The organism is Bordetella sputigena (assembly GCF_965137885.1).
In the GTDB taxonomy this organism is placed as follows: Bacteria; Pseudomonadota; Gammaproteobacteria; order Burkholderiales; family Burkholderiaceae_B; genus Bordetella_C; species Bordetella_C sputigena.
This window is the reverse complement of record NZ_CBCSCA010000003.1, coordinates 79745-99269: the sequence shown is the minus strand read 5'-3', so window position 1 is coordinate 99269 and position 19525 is coordinate 79745. Positions and strand designations below refer to the sequence as shown.

Sequence of the window (19525 nt, the reverse complement as noted above, 5' to 3'; positions counted from 1 at the left end):
TTCAACGATTATATGGGGCCATATTTGCCTTTGCGGGACAAAATTGGCACCGTTGCAAAAAAGTTTCCATAAAATAGCGAGATGGACGACCGCGCACGCGCACTGCTCAAGGCGTTGATAGAACGCTATATCGCCGACGGCCAGCCGGTCGGATCGCGCACGCTATCGAAGGTGTTCGATCTTTCGCCGGCCACCATACGGAACGTGATGGCGGATCTGGAGGAGTCCGGGCTGATCCACAGCCCGCATACGTCCTCCGGGCGCATACCCACGCCGCGCGGCTACCGGCTGTTCGTCGATTCGCTCCTTGCGGTGCGCAGCTACGCCATCCAGCCGGAGCATATCCGCGAAAGCCTGCCGGCCGCCGAGCCGGCCCGGGCGGTGAATGCGGCCGCGGCCCTGCTGTCCAACCTGACCCAGTTCGCCGGCGTCGTGCTGACACCCAAGCGGGCGCAGGTTTTCCGCCAGATCGAATTCATCCGCCTGTCGGAAAAGCGGGTGCTGCTGATCATCGTCACGCCGGATGGCGATGTGCAGAACCGGATCCTGTTCGTGCAGCGCGACTATGCCGAACATGAGCTGCTGGAGGCGGCCAATTTCTTCAACGTGCACTTCGCCGGCAAGTCCTTCGACGCCGTCCGCCGCACGCTGGCGACCGAGCTGGCGCAACTGCGCGACGACATCTCGCGGCTGATGCAGGCCGCCGTCGAAGCCGGCACGGAGGCCATCGAAGACGGCGATGCCGTGGTGATTTCGGGCGAACGCAAGCTGCTGGACGTCACCGACATCGCGTCGGACATGGATAGGCTGCGCAAGATGTTCGCGCTGTTCGAAAAGAAAACCGACCTGCTGCAGCTGCTGGACGTGTCCAGCCGCGCGCAGGGAGTCCAGATCTACATCGGCGGCGATTCGCAGCTGGTTCCCCTGGAAGAGGTCTCCGTCATCACCGCGCCCTACGGTGTCGACGGCCAGGTCGTAGGCACGCTGGGCGTAATCGGGCCTACCCGCATGTCGTATGAACGCGTTATCCCGATCGTGGACATCACGGCACGCCTGCTGTCCAACGCCCTGAGTCATAACACTAAATAATTCCGGCGTCCCGGCGGGGGCGTACGGCTGGCGAGGTATCCGCGTGTTCCTGCGTGCGTTCAAATATCTGTGGCCCGAACGGTTCCTGCCGGAACCCGAGCAGGCCGATCCTTTCGCCGAGCGCGCGGTGCCCAGCCTGGGCAAGACGGGCGTGCTGCTGGTCAATCTGGGCACCCCGCAGGCGCCGACGGCCGTGGAAATCCGCCGCTATCTGGGCGAGTTCCTGGCCGACCCGCGGGTGATCGAAATTCCCCGCTATCTCTGGTGGCCCATCCTGCATGGGCTGATACTGACGCTGCGGCCTCGGAAACTGGTGCCCCGCTATCGCGGCATCTGGATGGACGGCGGATCGCCGCTGATGGTCTACAGTCGCCGGCAGGCCGAAGGCCTGAGCCGCCTGCTGGGGCAGCGTGGCGTGCAGGCGGAGGTCGGGCTGGGCATGCGATACGGCAGTCCTTCGGTGCCCGAGGCCATGGACGAGCTGCGGCGCCGCGGCTGCGAACGCATTCTCGTCGTGCCCATGTACCCGCAATACGCGGCCAGCACGACGGCCACCGCCGTCGATGCCGTTACCCGTCATGCCGCGCGGCTGCGCGACCAGCCCGAATTGCGTTTCATCAAGCGTTTCCATGACGATCCAGGCTATCTGCAGGCCGTGGTCGGGCGCATCGAGCGCTACTGGGCCGAACATGGCCGGCCCCAGAAACTGGTGATGAGCTTTCACGGACTGCCGCGTTATTCAGTGGAGCTGGGCGATCCTTACTATCAGGACTGCCTGCGCACCGGCCGGCTACTCCGCGAACGCCTGGGGCTGATGCCCGAGCAGGCGCTGGTCACCTTCCAGAGCCGTTTCGGCTCGGCTCGCTGGCTGGAGCCCTACACCGCTCCTACCATGATGGCCCTGGCCCGGGAAGGCGTGACCGAGGTGGACGTGGTCTGTCCCGGTTTTCTGGCCGACTGCCTGGAAACCCTGGAAGAAGTCCAGGTGGAATGCCGCGATGCCTTCATCGAGGCCGGCGGCAAGCGCCTGCGCTACATCCCGGCCCTCAACGATGACGAGGCGTGGATCGCCGCGCTGTCCGAGCTGGTTCAACGCCATTTGCAGGGCTGGCCCCTCTAGCGCCCGCCGCATCGCCCGACGCGGCGCGTCGGGAATGTTCGACCGCTTGTTTAAACCCCCCTTGAAATGGGGGCATTGGCCCCCACACTGCTCTCCAACGTTATTCAATACCTGGAGGATCCATCCCATGACGGCACAGAACGAGCCTGCCGAGAAAAGGCCCGACATCGACGCAGCGGCTGGCACCAGCGCCGCCGGTACCGGCGCGCCCGGGGGCGCGGCCGAAGGCCAGCAGGACTTGCTGGCGACGCTGCGCGCCGAATTGGAAGCCGCGCAAGCCAAGGCCGCGGAACACTACGATCAACTGTTGCGCACCCGCGCGGACGCGGAAAACATCCGCCGCCGCGCACAGGACGATGTCTCCAAGGCGCACAAGTTCGGCATCGAGTCTTTTGCCGAGAGCCTGGTCCCGGTCAAGGACAGCCTGGAGGCCGCCCTGGCCCAGCAGGAGCAGACGGTGCAGTTCCTGCGCGAGGGCGTCGAAGCCACCCTGAAACAGCTGACCTCCGCCTTCGAGCGCAACAAGCTGATGGAAATCGCGCCGGCCGCGGGCGACAAGTTCGATCCGCACCAGCACCAGGCCATTTCGTCGGTCCCCTCCGACCAGCCCGCCAACACCGTCGTGCAGACCCTGCAAAAGGGTTACCTGATCGTCGACCGTGTCCTGCGTCCGGCGCTGGTCGTGGTGTCCGCGGGCCAGCAGGGCTGACGGGGCGCGCCGTGGCCACGTCCCAGGCTTTCGACCCCTCCCAGGTGTTCGAGCTGTTCGGCATGCGTCCCGTCGCCAGCGACGGCTTTGACCGCGATGTCGTGCAGGCGCCCGGCGACGACCTGCGCTGCGTGTTCCTATGGGGCACGGATTGCTACAACTGCAATCTGTTCAAGCAGACGGCCCTGCTGCATAAGGACGCCTTGCTGGCGCTGGGACTGAGCTGGTTCCAGGCGGACGTCTACGACGACGTGGCGCTGGGCCGGCGTTTCTCCCTGCATGGCGTCCCCACTTTCGTAATGTACCGCGCGGGCAAGCGGCTGGGCCGGATCACCGGCTGGCCGGGCCTGCCGCAGTTCACCGAAGCCGTGCAGCGGCTGCGGTCGGAAAAGAGCTGAATATTGCGCTTGAAAACCCTGACGGCAGCCCCACTTATCCGCTAACCGAGTTTTTTACCAATTCAACCTTAGATCCATTCAAGGTAAACCATCATGAGCAAGATCATCGGCATCGACCTGGGCACCACCAACAGCTGCGTGGCTGTGATGGACGGTGGCCAGGTCCGCATCATCGAAAACGCTGAAGGCGCCCGCACGACGCCTTCCATCATCGCGTACATGGACGATGGTGAAATCCTGGTCGGCGCGCCCGCCAAGCGCCAGGCCGTCACCAATCCCAAGAACACCCTGTACGCCGTCAAGCGCCTGATCGGCCGCAAGTTCGACGAAAAAGAAGTGCAGAAGGACATCAACCTGATGCCCTACAAGATCGCCAAGGCGGACAACGGCGATGCGTGGGTGGAAGCCCATGGCAAGAAGCTGGCGCCCCCGCAGGTGTCGGCGGAAGTGCTGCGCAAGATGAAGAAGACCGCCGAGGATTACCTGGGCGAGGAAGTCACGGAAGCCGTCATCACGGTGCCGGCCTACTTCAACGACAGCCAGCGCCAGGCCACCAAGGACGCCGGCCGCATTGCGGGCCTGGAAGTCAAGCGCATCATCAATGAGCCGACCGCGGCCGCGCTGGCCTTCGGCCTGGACAAGTCGGAAAAGGGCGACCGCAAGATCGCCGTGTATGACCTGGGCGGCGGTACGTTCGATATTTCCATCATCGAAATCGCCGACGTCGACGGTGAAAAGCAGTTCGAAGTGCTGTCCACCAACGGCGACACCTTCCTGGGTGGCGAAGACTTCGACCAGCGCATCATCGACTACATCATCGGCGAGTTCAAGAAAGAGCAGGGCGTCGATCTGTCCAAGGACGTGCTGGCGCTGCAACGCCTGAAGGAAGCCGCCGAAAAGGCCAAGATCGAACTGTCGTCGAGCCAGCAGACCGAAATCAACCTGCCGTACATCACGGCCGATGCTTCCGGTCCCAAGCACCTGAACCTGAAGATCACGCGCGCCAAGCTGGAAGCGCTGGTGGAAGACCTGATCGAGCGCACCATCGAACCGTGCCGCATCGCGATCAAGGACGCCGGCGTCAAGGTTTCGGAAATCCACGACGTGATCCTGGTTGGCGGCATGACGCGCATGCCCAAGGTGCAGGAAAAGGTCAAGGAATTCTTCGGCCGCGATCCGCGCAAGGACGTGAACCCGGATGAAGCCGTCGCCGCCGGCGCCGCGATCCAGGGCTCCGTGCTGTCGGGCGACCGCAAGGACGTGCTGCTGCTGGACGTCACGCCGCTGTCCCTGGGTATCGAAACCCTGGGTGGCGTCATGACCAAGATGATCCAGAAGAACACGACCATCCCGACCCGCTTCTCGCAAACGTTCTCGACGGCCGACGACAATCAGCCGGCGGTGACCATCAAGGTCTTCCAGGGCGAGCGCGAAATCGCGGTGGGTAACAAGGCGCTGGGCGAGTTCAATCTGGAAGGCATTCCGCCCGCGCCGCGCGGCGTGCCGCAGATCGAGGTGACCTTCGACATCGACGCCAACGGCATCCTGCACGTGTCGGCGAAGGACAAGGGCACGGGCAAGGAAAACAAGATCACCATCAAGGCGAACTCGGGTCTGTCGGAAGAAGAGATCCAGCGGATGGTGAAGGACGCCGAAGCCAATGCCGACGAGGATCACCGCATCGCCGAGCTGGCGCAGACGCGCAACCAGGCCGACGCCCTGGTGCACGCCACGCGCAAGTCGCTGACGGAGTATGGCGACAAGCTGGATGCCGCCGAAAAGGAAAGCATCGAAGCGGCGATCAAGGACCTGGAAGCCACCCTGAAGGATGGCGACAAGGCCGCGATCGATGCCAAGGTGCAGGCGCTGTCCACCGCGTCGCAGAAGCTGGGCGAGAAAATGTACGCCGACATGCAGGCGCAGCAGGCCGCGCAGCAGCAAAACGCGGCGGACAACGCCAAGCCGGCTGACGACAATGTGGTCGATGCCGACTTCAAGGAAGTCAAGCGCGACCAGTGATGAACCACCGCGTACAGTGATGGTGTAAAACGCCCGGGGCCGGAAGTTTTCCGGCTCCGGGCGCGGTCGTATGAAAACAGGGTTTTTGATCGGCGCCCTCGCAGAAGAAAAGCCTTTGGAAGATCATGGCAAAACGTGACTATTACGAGATCCTTGGCGTTGCCAAAAACGCTTCGGACGACGACATCAAGAAGGCCTATCGCAAGCTGGCGATGAAATACCATCCGGACCGCAATCCGGATAACAAAGAGGCCGAGGAAAAGTTCAAAGAGGCCAAGGAAGCCTACGAGGTCCTGACCGACGACCAGAAACGCGCCGCCTATGACCGCTATGGCCATGCCGGCGTCGATCCCAACGCCGCGGGCGGCATGGGGGCTGGCATGGGCGGCGGTTTCGCCGATGCGTTCGGCGACATCTTCGGCGAGATTTTCGGCGGTGCCGCGCGGCGGGGCGGCGGTCCACAGGTCTATCGCGGCGCGGATCTGAAGTACGCGCTGGAGATCACCCTGGAGCAGGCCGCCAACGGTTTCGATACCGAAATCCGCGTGCCCAGCTGGGAGAACTGCGAAGTCTGCCACGGCAGCGGCGCCAAGCCGGGCACCACGCCCAAGACCTGCCGCACCTGCGGCGGCTCCGGCGCGGTGCGCATGCAGCAGGGTTTTTTCAGCGTGCAGCAGACCTGCCCGACCTGCCATGGCAGCGGCAAGGAGATCACCGATCCCTGCGTGAACTGCGATGGCGTGGGCCGCATCCGCCGCAATAAGACGCTGCAGGTGAAGATTCCCGCCGGCATCGATGATGGCATGCGTATCCGCTCGGCCGGCAACGGCGAGCCGGGCCTGAACGGCGGGCCACCGGGGGATCTGTATGTGGAAATCCACATCAAGCAGCACAAGATCTTCCAGCGCGACGGCGACGACCTGCATTGCGAGCTGACCATACCCTTCACCACGGCGGCGCTAGGCGGCGAATTGCAAGTGCCGACGCTGGGGGGCAAGGCGGAAATCACCATTCCCGAAGGCACGCAGTCGGGCAAGACCTTCCGTCTGCGCGGCAAGGGCATACGCGGGGTGCGCGGCAGCTATCCGGGCGACCTGTATTGCCATGTGGTGGTGGAAACGCCGGTGCGCCTGAGCGAAGAGCAGAAGAGCATTCTGCGCCAGTTCGAGGCGTCGCTGAACGACGGCGGCGACCGCCATTCGCCGCAAAGCAAGTCCTGGACGGATCGGGTGAAGGAGTTCTTCAGCTGATTCCGGCGGCGCGGCGCGGTGATATGAAAAAGCCCGGGTTCCAATTGGAATCCGGGCTTTTTTTATTAAGGCGCCTCTCAGTCCACCTTGGCGCCGACTTCCTTCACCACCTTGCCGTACTTGGGTATGTCGGCATTGATCTGCGCCTGCATCTGTTCCGGCGTGACGGCCACCGGCTCGGCGCCCAGCGTGGCGTACACCGTCTTGACCTCGTCGCTATTGGCCGCTTCGTTGAAGGCGGCATTCAACTTCTTGACGATGGCGGGCGGCAGATTGGCGGGGGCCAGGACGCCGTTGTAAAGCACCACTTCCGCCGCCGGCACGCCGGCCTCGGCAATCGTCGGCACATCCGGCGCGGCCGCGATGCGCTTGGGCGTGCTGACGGCGAGCGCGCGCAGCTTACCCGCCTTCACCTGCGAAATGGCGGGCGGCATGCTGCTCCATGCATAGGCGACGTCACCCGAGAGCAGCGCCTGGATGATCGGCGCGCTGCCCTTGTAGGGGATGTGCACCGCCTGCACGTTCGCCGCGCGATCCATCATTTCGCTGGCCAGGTGGATGATCGTGCCGTTGCCGGACGAGCCGTAGGCATAGCTGCCCGGCTTGGATGCCAGCAGGGCGATCAGTTCTTTCACCGTCTTGGCCGGCGAGTCTTCCTTGACCACCAGCATCAGCGGCGAGCTGGACACCAGCGAAATCGGCGTGAAGCTCTTGACCGTATCGAAAGGCAGCTTGGGATACAGGCTGGCGTTGATGGCATGCGTGGTCGTGTCCTGCAGCAGCAGGGTGTAGCCGTCGGGCGCCGAGCGCGCCACCGTATCGGCGGCGATGGTGGTGCCCGCGCCTGGCCGGTTTTCCACCACGATGTTCTGTTTCAGGATGGCGCTGGCCTTGGATGCGACCGTGCGCGCGATGACGTCGGAAATGCCGCCGGGCGGGAAACCCACCAACAGCCGGATCGGCCGGTTGGGATAATCGTCGGCCTGGGCCAATGCCCCCGTGCTGGCCGATAAGGCGAAAAGGCAGGCGAAGGCGCCGAGTAGACTGCGGGTACGCATAAAAGCTCCGAACTGATTTGAATAACTAGGGCGGTAACGCGGCTCGCATGGCGCGCCGCGCAATGAATCTGGACGCTAGCGTCCTTTGTTTTCCCCCACCGCCCTGACCCCCTGATTTTTTCGGCGCGGTGACGGCCTGGCAGGCCTGCACCGCTGTCCGGATAGCGCTGGTGTTGGCCGCGCTCAGGCCTGCTGCGCCTGATACCACTCCAGAATTTGAGCACCGGTCATGAACTTCACGTGCTCGTGGCCGGCGACGTAGGCCAGCGCTTCTTCGAAATACTTGATCCGATGCGGCACGCCGCTCAGGAACGGATGCACGGCGATACCCATGACGCGCACGTGTTCGGCGCCTTCCTGGTAGAGGCGGTCGAAGGTGTCCTTGACGCGTATCAGCAGTTCGTCGGATGAATGATGCTGGACCGCCACGACCGGTATGTCGTTGAGTTCAAGGGCGTACGGCATGGCGACCATATCGCCGGTGGCCGTGCGCACCTTGCACGGCTGGTCGTCCAGGCACCAGTCGCCGATATAACGGATGCCGGCTTCGTGCAGGTAGTCCACCGTTTCCAGCGTCTGCGTCAGGCCCGGTCCAAGCCAGCCGACCGGCTTCTTGCCGGTGAACTGCGCTATGGTTTCGACGGTTTGCCTGATCATGGCGCGCTGGTCTTCGACCTGATGCGTGGGCATCTGTATGAAGCCGTGTCCCATGAATTCCCAGCCGGATTTATTGGCTTCTTCCGCGACGCGCGGATAGTTGAGGCAGACGCTGCCGTTGATGGATAGCGTCGGTACGATGCCAAGCCGGTCCAGCGCGGCCTTCAGGCGCCAGAAGCCGACGCGCATGCCGTATTCATGCCACGCCCAGTTGGCGATGTCGGGCAGGGTGGTGACGCCGGTCGGTGGGGGCAGCACCTGGCGCGGCATGTAGCGCTCGATCTGCCAGTCTTCCACATTGACGATGGGCCAGACGATGACGCGCGCGCCGTCGGGCGGCGCCAGCTTCTTGCGATCGATGATCGCGGAGTAATCGATACGTTGCTTGGGTATCATTGATAGTCCATATAATGGATGTTTGACCCGGGCCTTGTGCCTATGTATTGTTCGAGGCCAATGTATTTAGCAGGAAATGGGCTGTCAATGCGGTGCAATAAACTATCCACGTATTGAAATTCATGGTCGTGGTAAACCCTGATTTCCTGGCACCCCAGGACAACGGCGACATACTGGGCGCCGGCTCCGAGGCCGGCGCTGCGCCATCGGCGGTCGCCCGGGCGGACAGCGCGCCCGCGGGCACCCAGTCGATCCGCCGAGTCGTCAATGTGCTGAAGGTCCTGGCGCAGCACCAGGAAGGCGGACTGCGTTTCGTCGATGTGGCACGCCTGTGCGGCCTGGAAGCGCCGACGGCGCATCGCATGCTCAAGGCCCTGGTGGCCGAAGGCATGGTGTCCAGGGACGCCCGGGCCCGCCGCTATCGTCTGGGTACGCTGGTTTTCGAGCTGGGGCTGGTGGCGGCGCCACAGTTCAATCTGCGCGAGCTGTGCGCGGCATCGCTGCAGCGCCTGGCCGAAGCGACGGGCGATACGGCATTCCTGTTCATACGCCGCGGCAACGACGCGGTATGCATCAGCCGCGTGCAGGGCCATTACCCCATACAAACTCCCGTCGTCACGGTCGGCAGCCGCCAGCCGCTGGGCGTGAACGCCGGCGGGCTGGCGATTCTGCTGGCCCTCGCGCCGGCCGAGGTCGACCGCGTGGTCGAAGCCATACGCCCCCGCATAGGCGCATATGGCGAGCTGGACGAGCGGGACCTGAAGGAAGCGATCGCGGCCGGCCGGGCCCAGGGTTATGCGTCCATCGGCGAAACGGCGGTGCCGGGCGTCACGGCCATCGGCCTGGCCGTACGCAATCCCTTTGGCGCGCCCGTGGCGGCGCTGGCCATCGCGGCGATTTCCAGCCGCATGACACCGGCGCGTCAGGCCGAGCTCTATCCTTTGCTGCGCAATGAAGTGAACGTAATCGGAACTCTTTTGTATCGGTGACCCAATGACACAAGCGAATATCGCGCCGGCCCAGGCCGCCGGCGCCGCCACTACCGGCGGCAAGCCGGGGCCGTCCGACCCGGCGAATCCCAGCGGCGCCTTCGCGCCGGAAGGCCGCTTCGACCTGCCCGGCGCGGCCACCGGCCCGCTGGCCCGCTTGCGTGTCGGCGTCAAGGACATGATCGATGTGCAGGGTCGCATCACCGGCACCGGCAATCCGGATTGGCGCGCCACGCATGGGCCGGCCGGGCAGCATGCGCCGGTCGTGCGCCAACTGCTGGACGCCGGCGCGGACGTCATCGGCAAAACGCTGACCGATGAACTCGCCTACAGCCTGAATGGCGAGAACTTCCATTACGGGACGCCGGTGAATCCGGTGACCCCGCAACGCATTCCGGGCGGTTCGTCCTGCGGTTCGGCGGTCGCGGCGGCCAGCGGGCTATGCGATATCGGGCTGGGTACGGATACCGCGGGTTCCATCCGCCTGCCCGCGACGTTCTGCGGCGCCTGGGGTTTCCGTCCCACCCATGGCGCGGTCTCCAGCGCGGGTGTCGTTCCGCTGGCGCCCAGTTATGACGTAGTCGGCTGGATCACGCGTGATGCCGCTACGCTGGCGCGCGTGGGGCAAACACTGTTGCCGCCCGCGGGGCGCGCGGCGTCCCAAGGCGATAGAGAGCGTCCCGAGGCGGCGGTTGCCATATCCGGCCGGTTGCTGATCGCCGACGACGCCTGGTCGCTGGCGTCCGACGATGTGCGACAGGGCCTGGCGGCGCCGCTGGACCGGGCGAAAGGGCGATTCGGCCAGGTCGAACACGTAACGCTGGCGGCCGAAGGCCTGCTGGCCTGGCAACAGGTCTTTCGCGTCATCCAGGGCCGCGAAGTCTGGGCGGCGCATGGCGAATGGATAAGCCGCCACGCGCCCCGCTTCGGCCCGGACATCGCCGAACGCTTCAAATGGGCATCCACGATCGCCGCGGACGAGGCCGATGCCGCCGCGGTGCAACGCCGGCGCATCGCGGCGCGGCTGGACGATCTGCTGCAGGACGCCGTCCTGTGCATCCCCACGGTGTCCTTCGTTGCTCCCGTCAAGGGATCGACCACCGCCGCCGAGGATCGCACGCGTGCCCTGTGCCTGCTTTGTATCGCCAGCCTGGCGGGCTTGCCGCAGTTGACCATGCCGGCCATGGCGGGGAACCAGTGCGCGGTCGGGCTGTCACTGATAGCGGCCCGCGGCCATGACCAGGCTTTATTGGACAGCGCCGCCCACTGGGCGTCGTAACGCACGGTTCATTTTTCCACCACAGACAGGAGCTACATCGATGTCCGCCACGCCTTCCGCTACTTCGCTCGCGCCGGTTCGCTACAGCCGCCCGGCCATCATCCTGCACTGGCTGGTCTTTCTGCTGGTCGCGTTGGCCTTGTTCGCGATCGAAATCCGTGGTCCGCGTGGCAGCGATTCGCGTGCTTTCTGGACCGGCATACACATGTGGGCGGGCGTGTCCGTGCTCTGTGTGACCGCGGTACGGCTGGTCTGGCGCCTGGTGCACGGCGTGCCCGCGGCTGAGCAGGGCGGCGGCATGCTGCCCGCCCTCGCGCGGGCAATGCATTGGCTTTTCTATATCGTGCTGCTGCTTCAGCCGCTACTGGGCATTCTGATGATCAACTTCGGCGGCAATGCCGTCAGGCTGATGGGCACCGGCATCGCGATCACCATTGCCGGCGCGAACAGCGATGCCCGCGACGTCGTGAAAGAGATCCACGAGTTCATGGGCAATGCGCTGTACTACCTGATAGCCCTGCATGCGCTGGCCGCCCTGTGGCACCAGTACGTGCGCAAGGACGGCACGCTGCGCAAGATGCTGTGAGAGCAGGCGGCCGCGTCAGCTGCGGACGTAATAAATCCGCATGGCCTGCTGCTTCTGCGCCGAATCCAGGACCTTGATGGTGACGCCGCGCGCGATGAAGCCATCGGGCAGCTGCAGGGTGCCGCTCAGGTTGTCGAAGCGATCCATATCGATGGGCAAGGCATCCGGCGTGATGGTGCCGCTGCGGCCATTCGGATAGCGGCCCTCGATCGCGAAGGCCAGGGTGCCCTTGAACGGCACGCCGGTATTGTCCTTGTCCCGCATGACCAGCACCTGGTAGGTCAACTGGCCGGGCTGGCGCGACAGCGTGGCCGAACGTATGCCGATGGGACCGCCGCGGGGATCGGGCGGCACGGCGTCCTGGAACAGCGCCAGGTCCTTGTTAAGCGCCTGGATCTGCTGGCGCGCCTGCGATAGATCGGCGGTCAGCTTGTCGTGCGTGGCGCGCGCGGCGTCACGCTGCTGGGTCAGTTCCTCGACCTGGCCCTGCAGGCGCTGGCGGTCGATATTGGCGGCGCTGAGTTCCCCGTGCAGCTGTTCGGATTGTTCCACCGTCAGGCGCTGCGGACCGTAGTTGGTCTGCAGAAACAATACCCCGCCGGCGCCCAGCACGATGCCGGCGAGCAGCAGGACCAGCCAGCGCGGCATGCGCCGCGAACGTTTCCCAGGTTGATAAACCGAAGGTTTGAAAACCGCGCGCTGCGAGCGTCCGAACATCCCCATCCATCCAAACAGAAAAATCACTCCGCGGCGGCTCATGTCGCCATGCCGGCGGTCTTGACCGGACGCGGAAGCAAGTGTGCTTTGTCACGCGATCGGCCCGCCGGAGGCGGGCCGATCGTTGAAAGCGTGAAAGGATAACCCGGCAGGCCATGGCTTAGCCATTTCGACAAGCATGGTTGCCTACCTTGATATTGTGAAATATCCGGTCAGGAAGGCGCGCGGCCCATTGGGCGCGGCTTTCCTGACCGGCTTTCCCGGGGTGGAGCGCGTCGCGCCAGGGGCGGCGGGCGAGCGTGCCGCCCAACCCGGCCATCCCGGCCATCCCGGCATCCCGGCATCCCGGCATCCCGGCATCCCGTTCAGGCCGGCTATCCCGCTCGGGCGGGCCGCGGTGGCGGCGCCACCGTCTTGCGCAGATCGGCGTCCAGCGCGGCCAGGCGTTCAGGCGTGCCTACGTCGATCCAGCGCCCGTCGTGGCGTCGTCCGCGCACCGCATGCCGGGCGATGGCGGTGCTCAGCAAAGGCCCCAGGCGAGCCGCCGTGCCGGGAACAATGCCGTCGAACAGCGCCGGATGGTAGATGCCGATACCCGAAAAGGTCAGCCTTTGGCCCACGACCGGGTCCAGGACGCCATCCGGGCGGACGTGGAAATCGCCCGCGGGATGATGATCGGGGTTATCGACCAGCAGCAGCCAGGCCTGCGCCCCGATGCCGTCGATGTCCCGTGCCAGATCGGGCGCGACGCCAGGGTCCCAGTCGCACCAGACATCGCCGTTGACGACCAGGAAGGGGGCGTCTCCCAGCATGGGCAGCGCCAGCGCAATACCGCCCGCTGTTTCCAGCGCCGTGCTTTCGCGGGAATAGCGCAGGCGGGCACCGTAGGCGCCGCCGTCGCCCAGGGCGGCTTCCAGCCGGTCGCCCAGCCAGGCGTGATTGATCACGATGTCGTCCATGCCGGCCGCGACCAGGCGTTCGATATGCCAGGCGATCAGGGGCTTGCCCCCGGCGGGCAGCAGCGGCTTGGGCGTGGTGTCGGTAAGCGGACGCATGCGCTCGCCGCGGCCCGCGGCCAGGATCATGGCGCGCATCAGAAGGTGTATCCCACCGTCGGCTGGCGATCGTCCAGCGTGTCCAGCAGGCGGAGCAGCGGGGCGAATAGGCCGTAGCGGCCCGCCACCTGGCGGACATAGGCATTGACGCGCGGGATGTGCGCCAGATACCCCGGTTTGCCATCACGGTGGTGCAGCCGCGCGAACACGCCCAGGATGCGCAGGTTGCGCTGCAGGCCCATCCATTCGTAGGCGCGGTGGAATTCGGCGAAGTCCGCCGCGACGGGCAGGCCGGCGGCGCGCGCCATTTCCCAATAGCGGATGGCCCAGTCCAGCTGCTGCGCTTCTTCCCAGGTGGTGCGGGCGTCGGTCACCAGCGATGCCAGATCGTAGGTGATGGGGCCTGCCAGGGCGTCCTGGAAGTCGATGATCCCCGGGTTGGGGCCATGGCGCGGATCTTCGCACGCCATCAGGTTGGGCGAATGGAAGTCGCGGTGGACCAGTACCGTGGGCTGGCTGCCGTTGGACGTGGACAGCAGCGTGAAGACGCCCCGTAGCGCTTCGCGGCTGTCGGCGTCCAGGGCCAGGCCGTGATGGCGCGCCACGTACCATTCCGGGAATAGCTCCAGTTCCGCCATCAGCCTATCGCTGTCGTAGGCGGCCAGGCCGCTGACCGAGGCCTGCTGCATGCGCACCAGGGCGGCCAGCGCCTGCCGGTACAGGGTCTGCAGCGTGGCGTCGTCCAGGCCCTCCTGGATGCGCTGGTAATAGGTGTGCGGGCCCAGGTCCGATAGAAGCAGGAAGCCCCGGGCCTGGTCTTCGGCCAGGATGGCCGGCACATTGAGCCCGGCGTCGCGCAATAGCGCGGCCACGTGCAGGAAGGGGCGGGTGTCCTCATGGGGCGGCGGCGCGTCCATGACGACGACCGAGCCGGCGCCGGCGTCCAGGCGGAAATAGCGGCGGAAACTGGCATCGCTGGATGCCGGGCGCAGGGTTTCGGTTTGCAGCGCCAGGGAGGCGGGCAGGCCGCGCAGCCATAGGCGCAGCGCATCCAGGCGGGAGTCGGCGGTTGAAGACAAGGGAAGCGACCTGTGTGAAAAAAGGGCGATTGCGGGGCGTGGAAGGCCGGCCGTACGGAATAACGCGCATGCCGGCCGATCGCCGGCCGCGCTGACGCCGAGCTTATCTATAATACCGGCTCTTCGCGGGTTACACGGGGCGGGCGACCATCGCCGTTTCCGGCCGCATTGCCCTTTTTTCAGGTTCCTTCGTACGTGCGCATCGTCCGGTCGTTGATCCTATTCCTTGCTGGCGCGGTCTCTGTCGCCCAGGCCCAAGTCGCAACGGATACGTCAGCGGATTCCAAGTCGTCGGCGACGCAGTCCGTTTCCAAGAACCCCAGCCAGGACGTCGAGGTCCTGGGCTTGCGGTCGTCGCCCGGCTTGCGGGTGCATCGCCTCACCAGCGACCAGATGCCGGCCTATCTGGAAGCCGACACCATAGACGGCGACCCGGATTCCAATGTCACGTTGACCGGCAGCGCCCAGGTGCGCCGCCTCGATACCGTGCTCAAGGGCGACACGATCACCTATCGCCGGGCCTCGGGCCTGGTCGATTCCCAGGGCAGCGCGCGCCTGATGCGCGACGGCACGGTCGTCACCGGCCCGGCCCTGCAGTACAACGTCGACACCGATAGTGGCCAGCTGACCGAGCCGAACTTCTGGCTGGGGGCTTCCGGCGGCTACGCCAAGGCCGAGCATGCCGATATTTTCAGCCGCTCGACGATGCGGCTGCAGAACATGACCTATGCCGGCTGCAACTGCGCCGATTCCTGGTATATCAAGTCCGACTCGACCGACCTGGATTTCGATGAGAACGAAGGTGTGGCGCGCAATGGGGTGCTGTACTTCAAGGACGTGCCCATTCTTGCGTCGCCGTATATGACGTTTCCGGTCAAGAAGGAGCGGAAGTCGGGGTTCCTGATCCCGACTTATGGCTCCACCAGCCGGAGCGGCTTCGAACTCACGGCGCCGTATTACTTCAACCTCGCGCCGAATTACGACGCCACTTTGTATCCGCGCTATCTGTCCAAGCGCGGGCTGCAACTGGGCGGTGAATTCCGCTACGCTGGTGCTTCGTACTCTGGAATTCTGCAGGGTACCTACTTGCCCAGCGACAACCAGACGGGCGAAAACCGCTGGATGTATAGCAGCAAGCATTGGCAGACCCTGGGCAATGGCTTCTATGCCAGCTGGAATATCAACGGGGTGTCCGATAACGACTACTACCGGGATTTTTCCGCGATCGGGCTCAACGAGGCGTCGACGACGTATCTGCCGCGCCAGGGGATGGTAGGCTGGAGCAATCAGTATTGGCAGACCTCTGCGCAGGTCTACAAGTACCAGACGCTGCAGGACGTAAATTCCTTGATCCTGCCGCCTTACGACAAGGTTCCTGAACTATCCCTGCGCGGACAGCGCTACAACTTCTACGGATTCGACGCGAACTTCACCAGCACGGCGACGCGCTTCGAACGCAGTCTGGTGGGACCCGCGGAAAATATTTCAGGCGCCATCGACGGGCATTATGGGCCGAACGGCGATCGCCTGCAGATGTATCCCACGATCGCATTCCCGATCGTGCGCCCCGGGTGGTATATCACGCCCAAGGTCGGCTACAACTTCACGCAGTACCAGAGCACGAGCTGGTATGGCGGCGACTGGAATTTTCTAGGCACGACGGACTATCCGCGCAGCCAGTCCCGCGGCCTGCCTATCTTCTCCGTCGATAGCGGCATGACGTTCGAACGGGATACCACGCTGTTCGGCAAAGACTCCATCCAGACCCTTGAGCCCCGCCTTTTCTATTTGCGCGTGCCTTATCGCGACCAGTCGAAGCTGCCGAACTACGACACGGCGCTGGCGGACTTCAGCTTCGCGCAAGCCTTTGAGGAAAACATCTACACGGGCGGCTGGGATCGCATCGCCAATGCGAACCAGATCACGGCCGCGCTGACCACGCGCTGGCTGGACGCCAATTCCGGCTTCGAGCGCCTGTCCGCCTCGATAGGCCAGCAGATCTACTTCCAGGACCAGCGCGTCACGCTGCCGAACGAGACGCCGCGTACGAACGTCCGTTCCAACTTCCTGGCTGAAACCAGCGCCGCGCTGACCGATACGCTGACCACGACGATCAGCGCGCAATACGACCCTTACAATAGCCGCTTCCAGCAGGGGCTGGTGTCGGCCCGCTGGTCGCCGCAGCGCCTGACCTCCATTTCCGCATCCTATCGCTACCAGCGCGACCCCCCGACGGTCAGCACGGGTGCCCAGCAATCCTACGTGCAAGGCCAGAACCAGGTCAGCCTGGCGTTCCAGTGGCCGTTCAGCCAGCGGATATTTGGCGTGGGCCGGATAGATTATTCTCTGCACACCGGGCCGACCACCAATTCCGACGGCGTGCCTACGCAAGACTCCCGTCGTATTACGCAGGCTATCCTGGGCGTGGAGTACAAAGGCGACTGCTGCTGGACCGGGCGGGCGGTGTTCCAGCGTTATGCCGTGGCGGCCGATGAGACCAACACCGCCTTCTTCCTTCAGCTGGAGCTGACCGGACTAGGCGCGCTGGGAACCGATCCCCTGAAGCTCTTGCGCCGCAGCATCCCGGGTTACGAGCCGGTCAATCCGCCTCCGGCTTCCGGAACGACTTTCGAAAGGTATGAATGATGCGTAGTGTGTTTTCGCCGGCCAGCCTGGCGCGCGACATCGTGGTCGTGGTCGCGTGCGCCGCGTTGCCGCTCTCGGCTGTCGCGCAGTCGCAGTCACAATCGCAGGGACGTCCGTCCTCGCAGCCGCGCAAGCCGGCCGCCAAGCCGGCTGCGCCCGCGCCCGCGGATACCTCGGCACGGCAGCCCGCGGCCGCGCCGCAGACGGACCAGTTCGCCGACGGCATCGCCGCGGTGGTGAACAAGGACGTCATCACGATGCGAGAGGTCAATGAAGGCGTGAAGACCGCCACGCAGGAATTGACCCGCCAGAACATCCAGCTGCCGGATCCCAAGGTCCTGCAGCGTCAGGTCCTGCAGCGCCTGATCATGGAAGATCTGCAGCGCCAGGAAGCCCAGCGCCTGAACATCCGTGTCGATGATGCGCAGGTCGACCAGGCCATTGGCACCGTTGCCGCGCGCAACAAGATGTCCACCGACCAATTGCGCCAGGCCATCGAAAAGCAGGGTCTTACCTGGCAGACGTACCGTAAAAATATACGCAACGAAGTGCTGTCGGACCGGCTCCGCCAGCGCACCGTCGACGCCAATCTGGTGGTCTCGGACGCCGAGGTCGATGCCTTTCTGAAGGAACAGGAGCGCCGTCAGGGCGCTGCGGGCGGCGCGCCAGCCGCTCCCGCGCCGTCCGCCGCGGCCGCGCCCCAATCCCAGGTGCCCGCCGGCCCGGAAGTCGTGGCCCTGGCCCAGATCCTGATCCGCGTCCCCGAAAGCGCCACGCGCGACGCGGTCGCCACATTGCGCAAAAAGGCGGAAGACATTCTCGCCCGCCTGAAAAGCGGCGCTGATTTCGCCAGCGTTGCCGCCGCCAGTTCGGACGGCCCGGAAGCCCTGCAGGGCGGTGTGATGGGCGAGCGTCCCCTGGAAGGCTGGCCCGACCTGTTCGTCAATGCGATCGCCAATTTGCGCAAGGGCGATGTGTCCGGCATCGTCCAGAGCGGCAATGGTTTCCACATCCTGAAGGTGCTGGATCGCCGCAGTGCCGGTGCGCCCGCGCCGGCACGCAATCCGGCCCAGACGCCGGCCACCCCGCCTGCCATGCCGCCCAATCCCAGCTCGGACGGCGCGATCCCGCTGCCGCAAGGGCCGGTGCAGGTTACCCAGACGCACGCCCGCCACATCCTGATCAAGACCTCCACCGTCATGACGGATGATGAGGCTCGCCAGCGCCTGGAGCTGCTGCGCCAGCGTATCGTCGAAGGCCACGAAGACTTTGCGGCGCTGGCACGCCAGAACTCGCAAGACGCCACCGCGCCCCAGGGCGGCGACCTCGGCTGGTTGAATCCGGGCGAAACCGTGCCGGAATTCGAGCAGGCCATGAATGCCCTGCAGCCCGGCCAGATCAGCGAACCCGTCCATACCCGCTTCGGCTGGCACCTGATCCAGGTCCTGGAGCGTCGCGAAAAAGACGTGAGGGACGAAGTCCAGCGTATGCAGGCTCGCCGCGTGCTGTTCGAGCGGCGTTCCGAACTGGCCTTCGACGACTATCTGGAGCAACTGCGTGATCAGGCATATATCGACAATCGCCTGGAAAAGCAGGATCGCCAGAATAGCCAGGATAGCGGCACGCGGTAACCCCGGTCCTTAGAGTCCATGCCCCAACATCAGGCGCGCAAGCGCTTCGGACAGCATTTCCTGGTCGACGAAGGCGTCGTGGACGCCATCGTGCGGGCGATCGCGCCCGCGCCCGATGACCGCATGGTGGAGATCGGTCCAGGGCTGTCCGCGCTGACGCGGCCATTGCTGGAACGCGTCCGGCAATTGAATGTGGTCGAGATCGACCGGGATCTGGCGCAACGCCTGCGGCGCGACCATTCGGCGGATCGGCTCGTGGTGGTGGAAGCCGATGCGCTGACCGTGGATTTCTCGCAATTCGGAACAGGCCTGCGCATCGTCGGCAACCTGCCGTACAACATCTCCAGCCCCATCCTGTTCCATCTGATGACGGTCAGCGATACGGTGCGAGACCAGCATTTCATGTTGCAGCGAGAGGTCATCGACCGTATGGCGGCGCAGCCGTCGTCCTCGGATTATGGGCGGTTGTCCGTGATGCTGCAGTCACGCTATCGCATCGACAAGCTGTTCGACGTTCCGCCGGAGGCTTTCGATCCACCGCCGCGGGTCGTGTCCGCCGTGGTGCGGATGGTGCCCTTGCCGGCGGACCGGGCCAGGCCGCGCAGCGAGGCCGCGCTGGAGCAGGTGGTGGCGCGGGCGTTCGCGCAGCGCCGCAAGATGCTGCGGCGCGCGCTGGGCGATTGGGCGGCGCACGTGCCTTGGGAGGATCTCGGCATCGCACCCACCGCGCGCGCGGAAGAAGTGCCGGTGGCCAGGTTCATTGCCCTGGCCGATGTCCTGTTCGATGCCGGCCTGGTGGGGCCGGAACGGCCGCATAGCGCGGAGCTGGACGGCTGAGGCGCTAGGT

General features: G+C 65.0%; 17 protein-coding genes. 12 read left to right on the top strand and 5 right to left on the bottom strand.

Going from position 1 to position 19525, the window contains the following annotated elements:
• The first annotated feature begins 81 nt into the window (after positions 1 to 81).
• The 6 genes from hrcA to dnaJ all read left to right on the top strand — a co-directional run bounded on the left by hrcA (position 82) and on the right by dnaJ (position 6585).
• Positions 82 to 1089 (top strand): heat-inducible transcriptional repressor HrcA, encoded by a 1008-nt coding sequence (gene hrcA, locus ACNA0R_RS06380; protein ID WP_415825119.1) that lies wholly within the window; start codon positions 82 to 84, stop codon positions 1087 to 1089.
• 43 nt (positions 1090 to 1132) lie between these two features.
• Positions 1133 to 2209 (top strand): ferrochelatase, encoded by a 1077-nt coding sequence (gene hemH / locus ACNA0R_RS06375; protein WP_415825118.1) that lies wholly within the window; start codon positions 1133 to 1135, stop codon positions 2207 to 2209.
• A 127-nt stretch (positions 2210 to 2336) separates the two neighbouring features.
• Positions 2337 to 2918: a nucleotide exchange factor GrpE gene (gene grpE, locus ACNA0R_RS06370; RefSeq protein ID WP_415825117.1), complete on the top strand. Its 582-nt coding sequence runs from the start codon at positions 2337 to 2339 to the stop codon at positions 2916 to 2918.
• Between the two features lie 62 nt (positions 2919 to 2980).
• Entirely contained in the window at positions 2981 to 3316 is a 336-nt protein-coding gene (locus tag ACNA0R_RS06365; RefSeq protein WP_415825543.1) for a thioredoxin family protein, read from the top strand.
• A 93-nt stretch (positions 3317 to 3409) separates the two neighbouring features.
• On the top strand, positions 3410 to 5335 hold the full coding sequence (dnaK, locus tag ACNA0R_RS06360; RefSeq protein WP_415825116.1) for a molecular chaperone DnaK: 1926 nt from the start codon (positions 3410 to 3412) through the stop codon (positions 5333 to 5335).
• Positions 5336 to 5460: 125 nt separating this feature from the next.
• Positions 5461 to 6585 carry a molecular chaperone DnaJ gene (dnaJ, locus tag ACNA0R_RS06355; RefSeq protein ID WP_415825115.1) on the top strand — a complete coding sequence of 375 codons (1125 nt, stop codon included), beginning with the start codon at positions 5461 to 5463 and terminating at the stop codon, positions 6583 to 6585.
• A gap of 77 nt (positions 6586 to 6662) precedes the next feature.
• On the opposite strand, the gene ACNA0R_RS06350 is transcribed toward dnaJ, so the two are convergent.
• Both ACNA0R_RS06350 and ACNA0R_RS06345 read right to left on the bottom strand, forming a co-directional pair.
• Entirely contained in the window at positions 6663 to 7643 is a 981-nt protein-coding gene (locus tag ACNA0R_RS06350) for a Bug family tripartite tricarboxylate transporter substrate binding protein (protein WP_415825114.1), read from the bottom strand.
• A gap of 183 nt (positions 7644 to 7826) precedes the next feature.
• Positions 7827 to 8696 (bottom strand): polysaccharide deacetylase family protein, encoded by an 870-nt coding sequence (locus ACNA0R_RS06345; protein ID WP_415825113.1) that lies wholly within the window; start codon positions 8694 to 8696, stop codon positions 7827 to 7829.
• Positions 8697 to 8818: 122 nt separating this feature from the next.
• On the opposite strand from ACNA0R_RS06345, the gene ACNA0R_RS06340 reads away from it, so the two are divergent.
• The 3 genes from ACNA0R_RS06340 to ACNA0R_RS06330 are packed head-to-tail and all read left to right on the top strand — an operon-like array spanning position 8819 to position 11550.
• Positions 8819 to 9685, top strand: a complete 867-nt coding sequence (locus ACNA0R_RS06340; protein ID WP_415825112.1) for an IclR family transcriptional regulator — start codon at positions 8819 to 8821, stop codon at positions 9683 to 9685.
• Positions 9686 to 9689: 4 nt separating this feature from the next.
• On the top strand, positions 9690 to 10964 hold the full coding sequence (locus ACNA0R_RS06335) for an amidase (RefSeq protein ID WP_415825111.1): 1275 nt from the start codon (positions 9690 to 9692) through the stop codon (positions 10962 to 10964).
• 40 nt (positions 10965 to 11004) lie between these two features.
• Positions 11005 to 11550, top strand: a complete 546-nt coding sequence (locus ACNA0R_RS06330; protein WP_415825110.1) for a cytochrome b — start codon at positions 11005 to 11007, stop codon at positions 11548 to 11550.
• Positions 11551 to 11565: 15 nt separating this feature from the next.
• On the opposite strand, the gene ACNA0R_RS06325 is transcribed toward ACNA0R_RS06330, so the two are convergent.
• From ACNA0R_RS06325 to ACNA0R_RS06315, 3 genes are all read right to left on the bottom strand, one after another.
• Complete coding sequence (locus ACNA0R_RS06325; RefSeq protein WP_415825109.1) at positions 11566 to 12267, bottom strand: DUF6776 family protein; 702 nt, start codon at positions 12265 to 12267, stop codon at positions 11566 to 11568.
• 374 nt (positions 12268 to 12641) lie between these two features.
• Positions 12642 to 13361: an N-acetylmuramate alpha-1-phosphate uridylyltransferase MurU gene (gene murU, locus ACNA0R_RS06320; RefSeq protein WP_415825108.1), complete on the bottom strand. Its 720-nt coding sequence runs from the start codon at positions 13359 to 13361 to the stop codon at positions 12642 to 12644.
• Positions 13361 to 14401, bottom strand: coding sequence for an aminoglycoside phosphotransferase family protein (locus ACNA0R_RS06315; protein ID WP_415825107.1), 1041 nt, complete (start codon positions 14399 to 14401; stop codon positions 13361 to 13363). Before ACNA0R_RS06315 ends, murU begins: the two co-directional genes overlap by 1 nt.
• A gap of 195 nt (positions 14402 to 14596) precedes the next feature.
• Here ACNA0R_RS06315 and ACNA0R_RS06310 point away from each other — a divergent pair, with 195 nt between their 5' ends.
• From ACNA0R_RS06310 to rsmA, 3 genes are read left to right on the top strand one after another with little or no spacing between them, the layout of a single operon-like run.
• The gene (locus ACNA0R_RS06310) at positions 14597 to 17047 is read left to right on the top strand and encodes an LPS-assembly protein LptD (RefSeq protein ID WP_415825106.1); all 2451 of its coding nucleotides are present in this window, start codon (positions 14597 to 14599) and stop codon (positions 17045 to 17047) included.
• The gene (locus ACNA0R_RS06305) at positions 17044 to 18678 is read left to right on the top strand and encodes a peptidylprolyl isomerase (RefSeq protein ID WP_415825105.1); all 1635 of its coding nucleotides are present in this window, start codon (positions 17044 to 17046) and stop codon (positions 18676 to 18678) included. The genes ACNA0R_RS06310 and ACNA0R_RS06305 overlap by 4 nt, the downstream gene beginning before the upstream one ends.
• Positions 18679 to 18696: 18 nt before the next feature.
• The gene (gene rsmA, locus ACNA0R_RS06300) at positions 18697 to 19515 is read left to right on the top strand and encodes a 16S rRNA (adenine(1518)-N(6)/adenine(1519)-N(6))-dimethyltransferase RsmA (RefSeq protein ID WP_415825104.1); all 819 of its coding nucleotides are present in this window, start codon (positions 18697 to 18699) and stop codon (positions 19513 to 19515) included.
• Positions 19516 to 19525 lie beyond the last annotated feature (10 nt).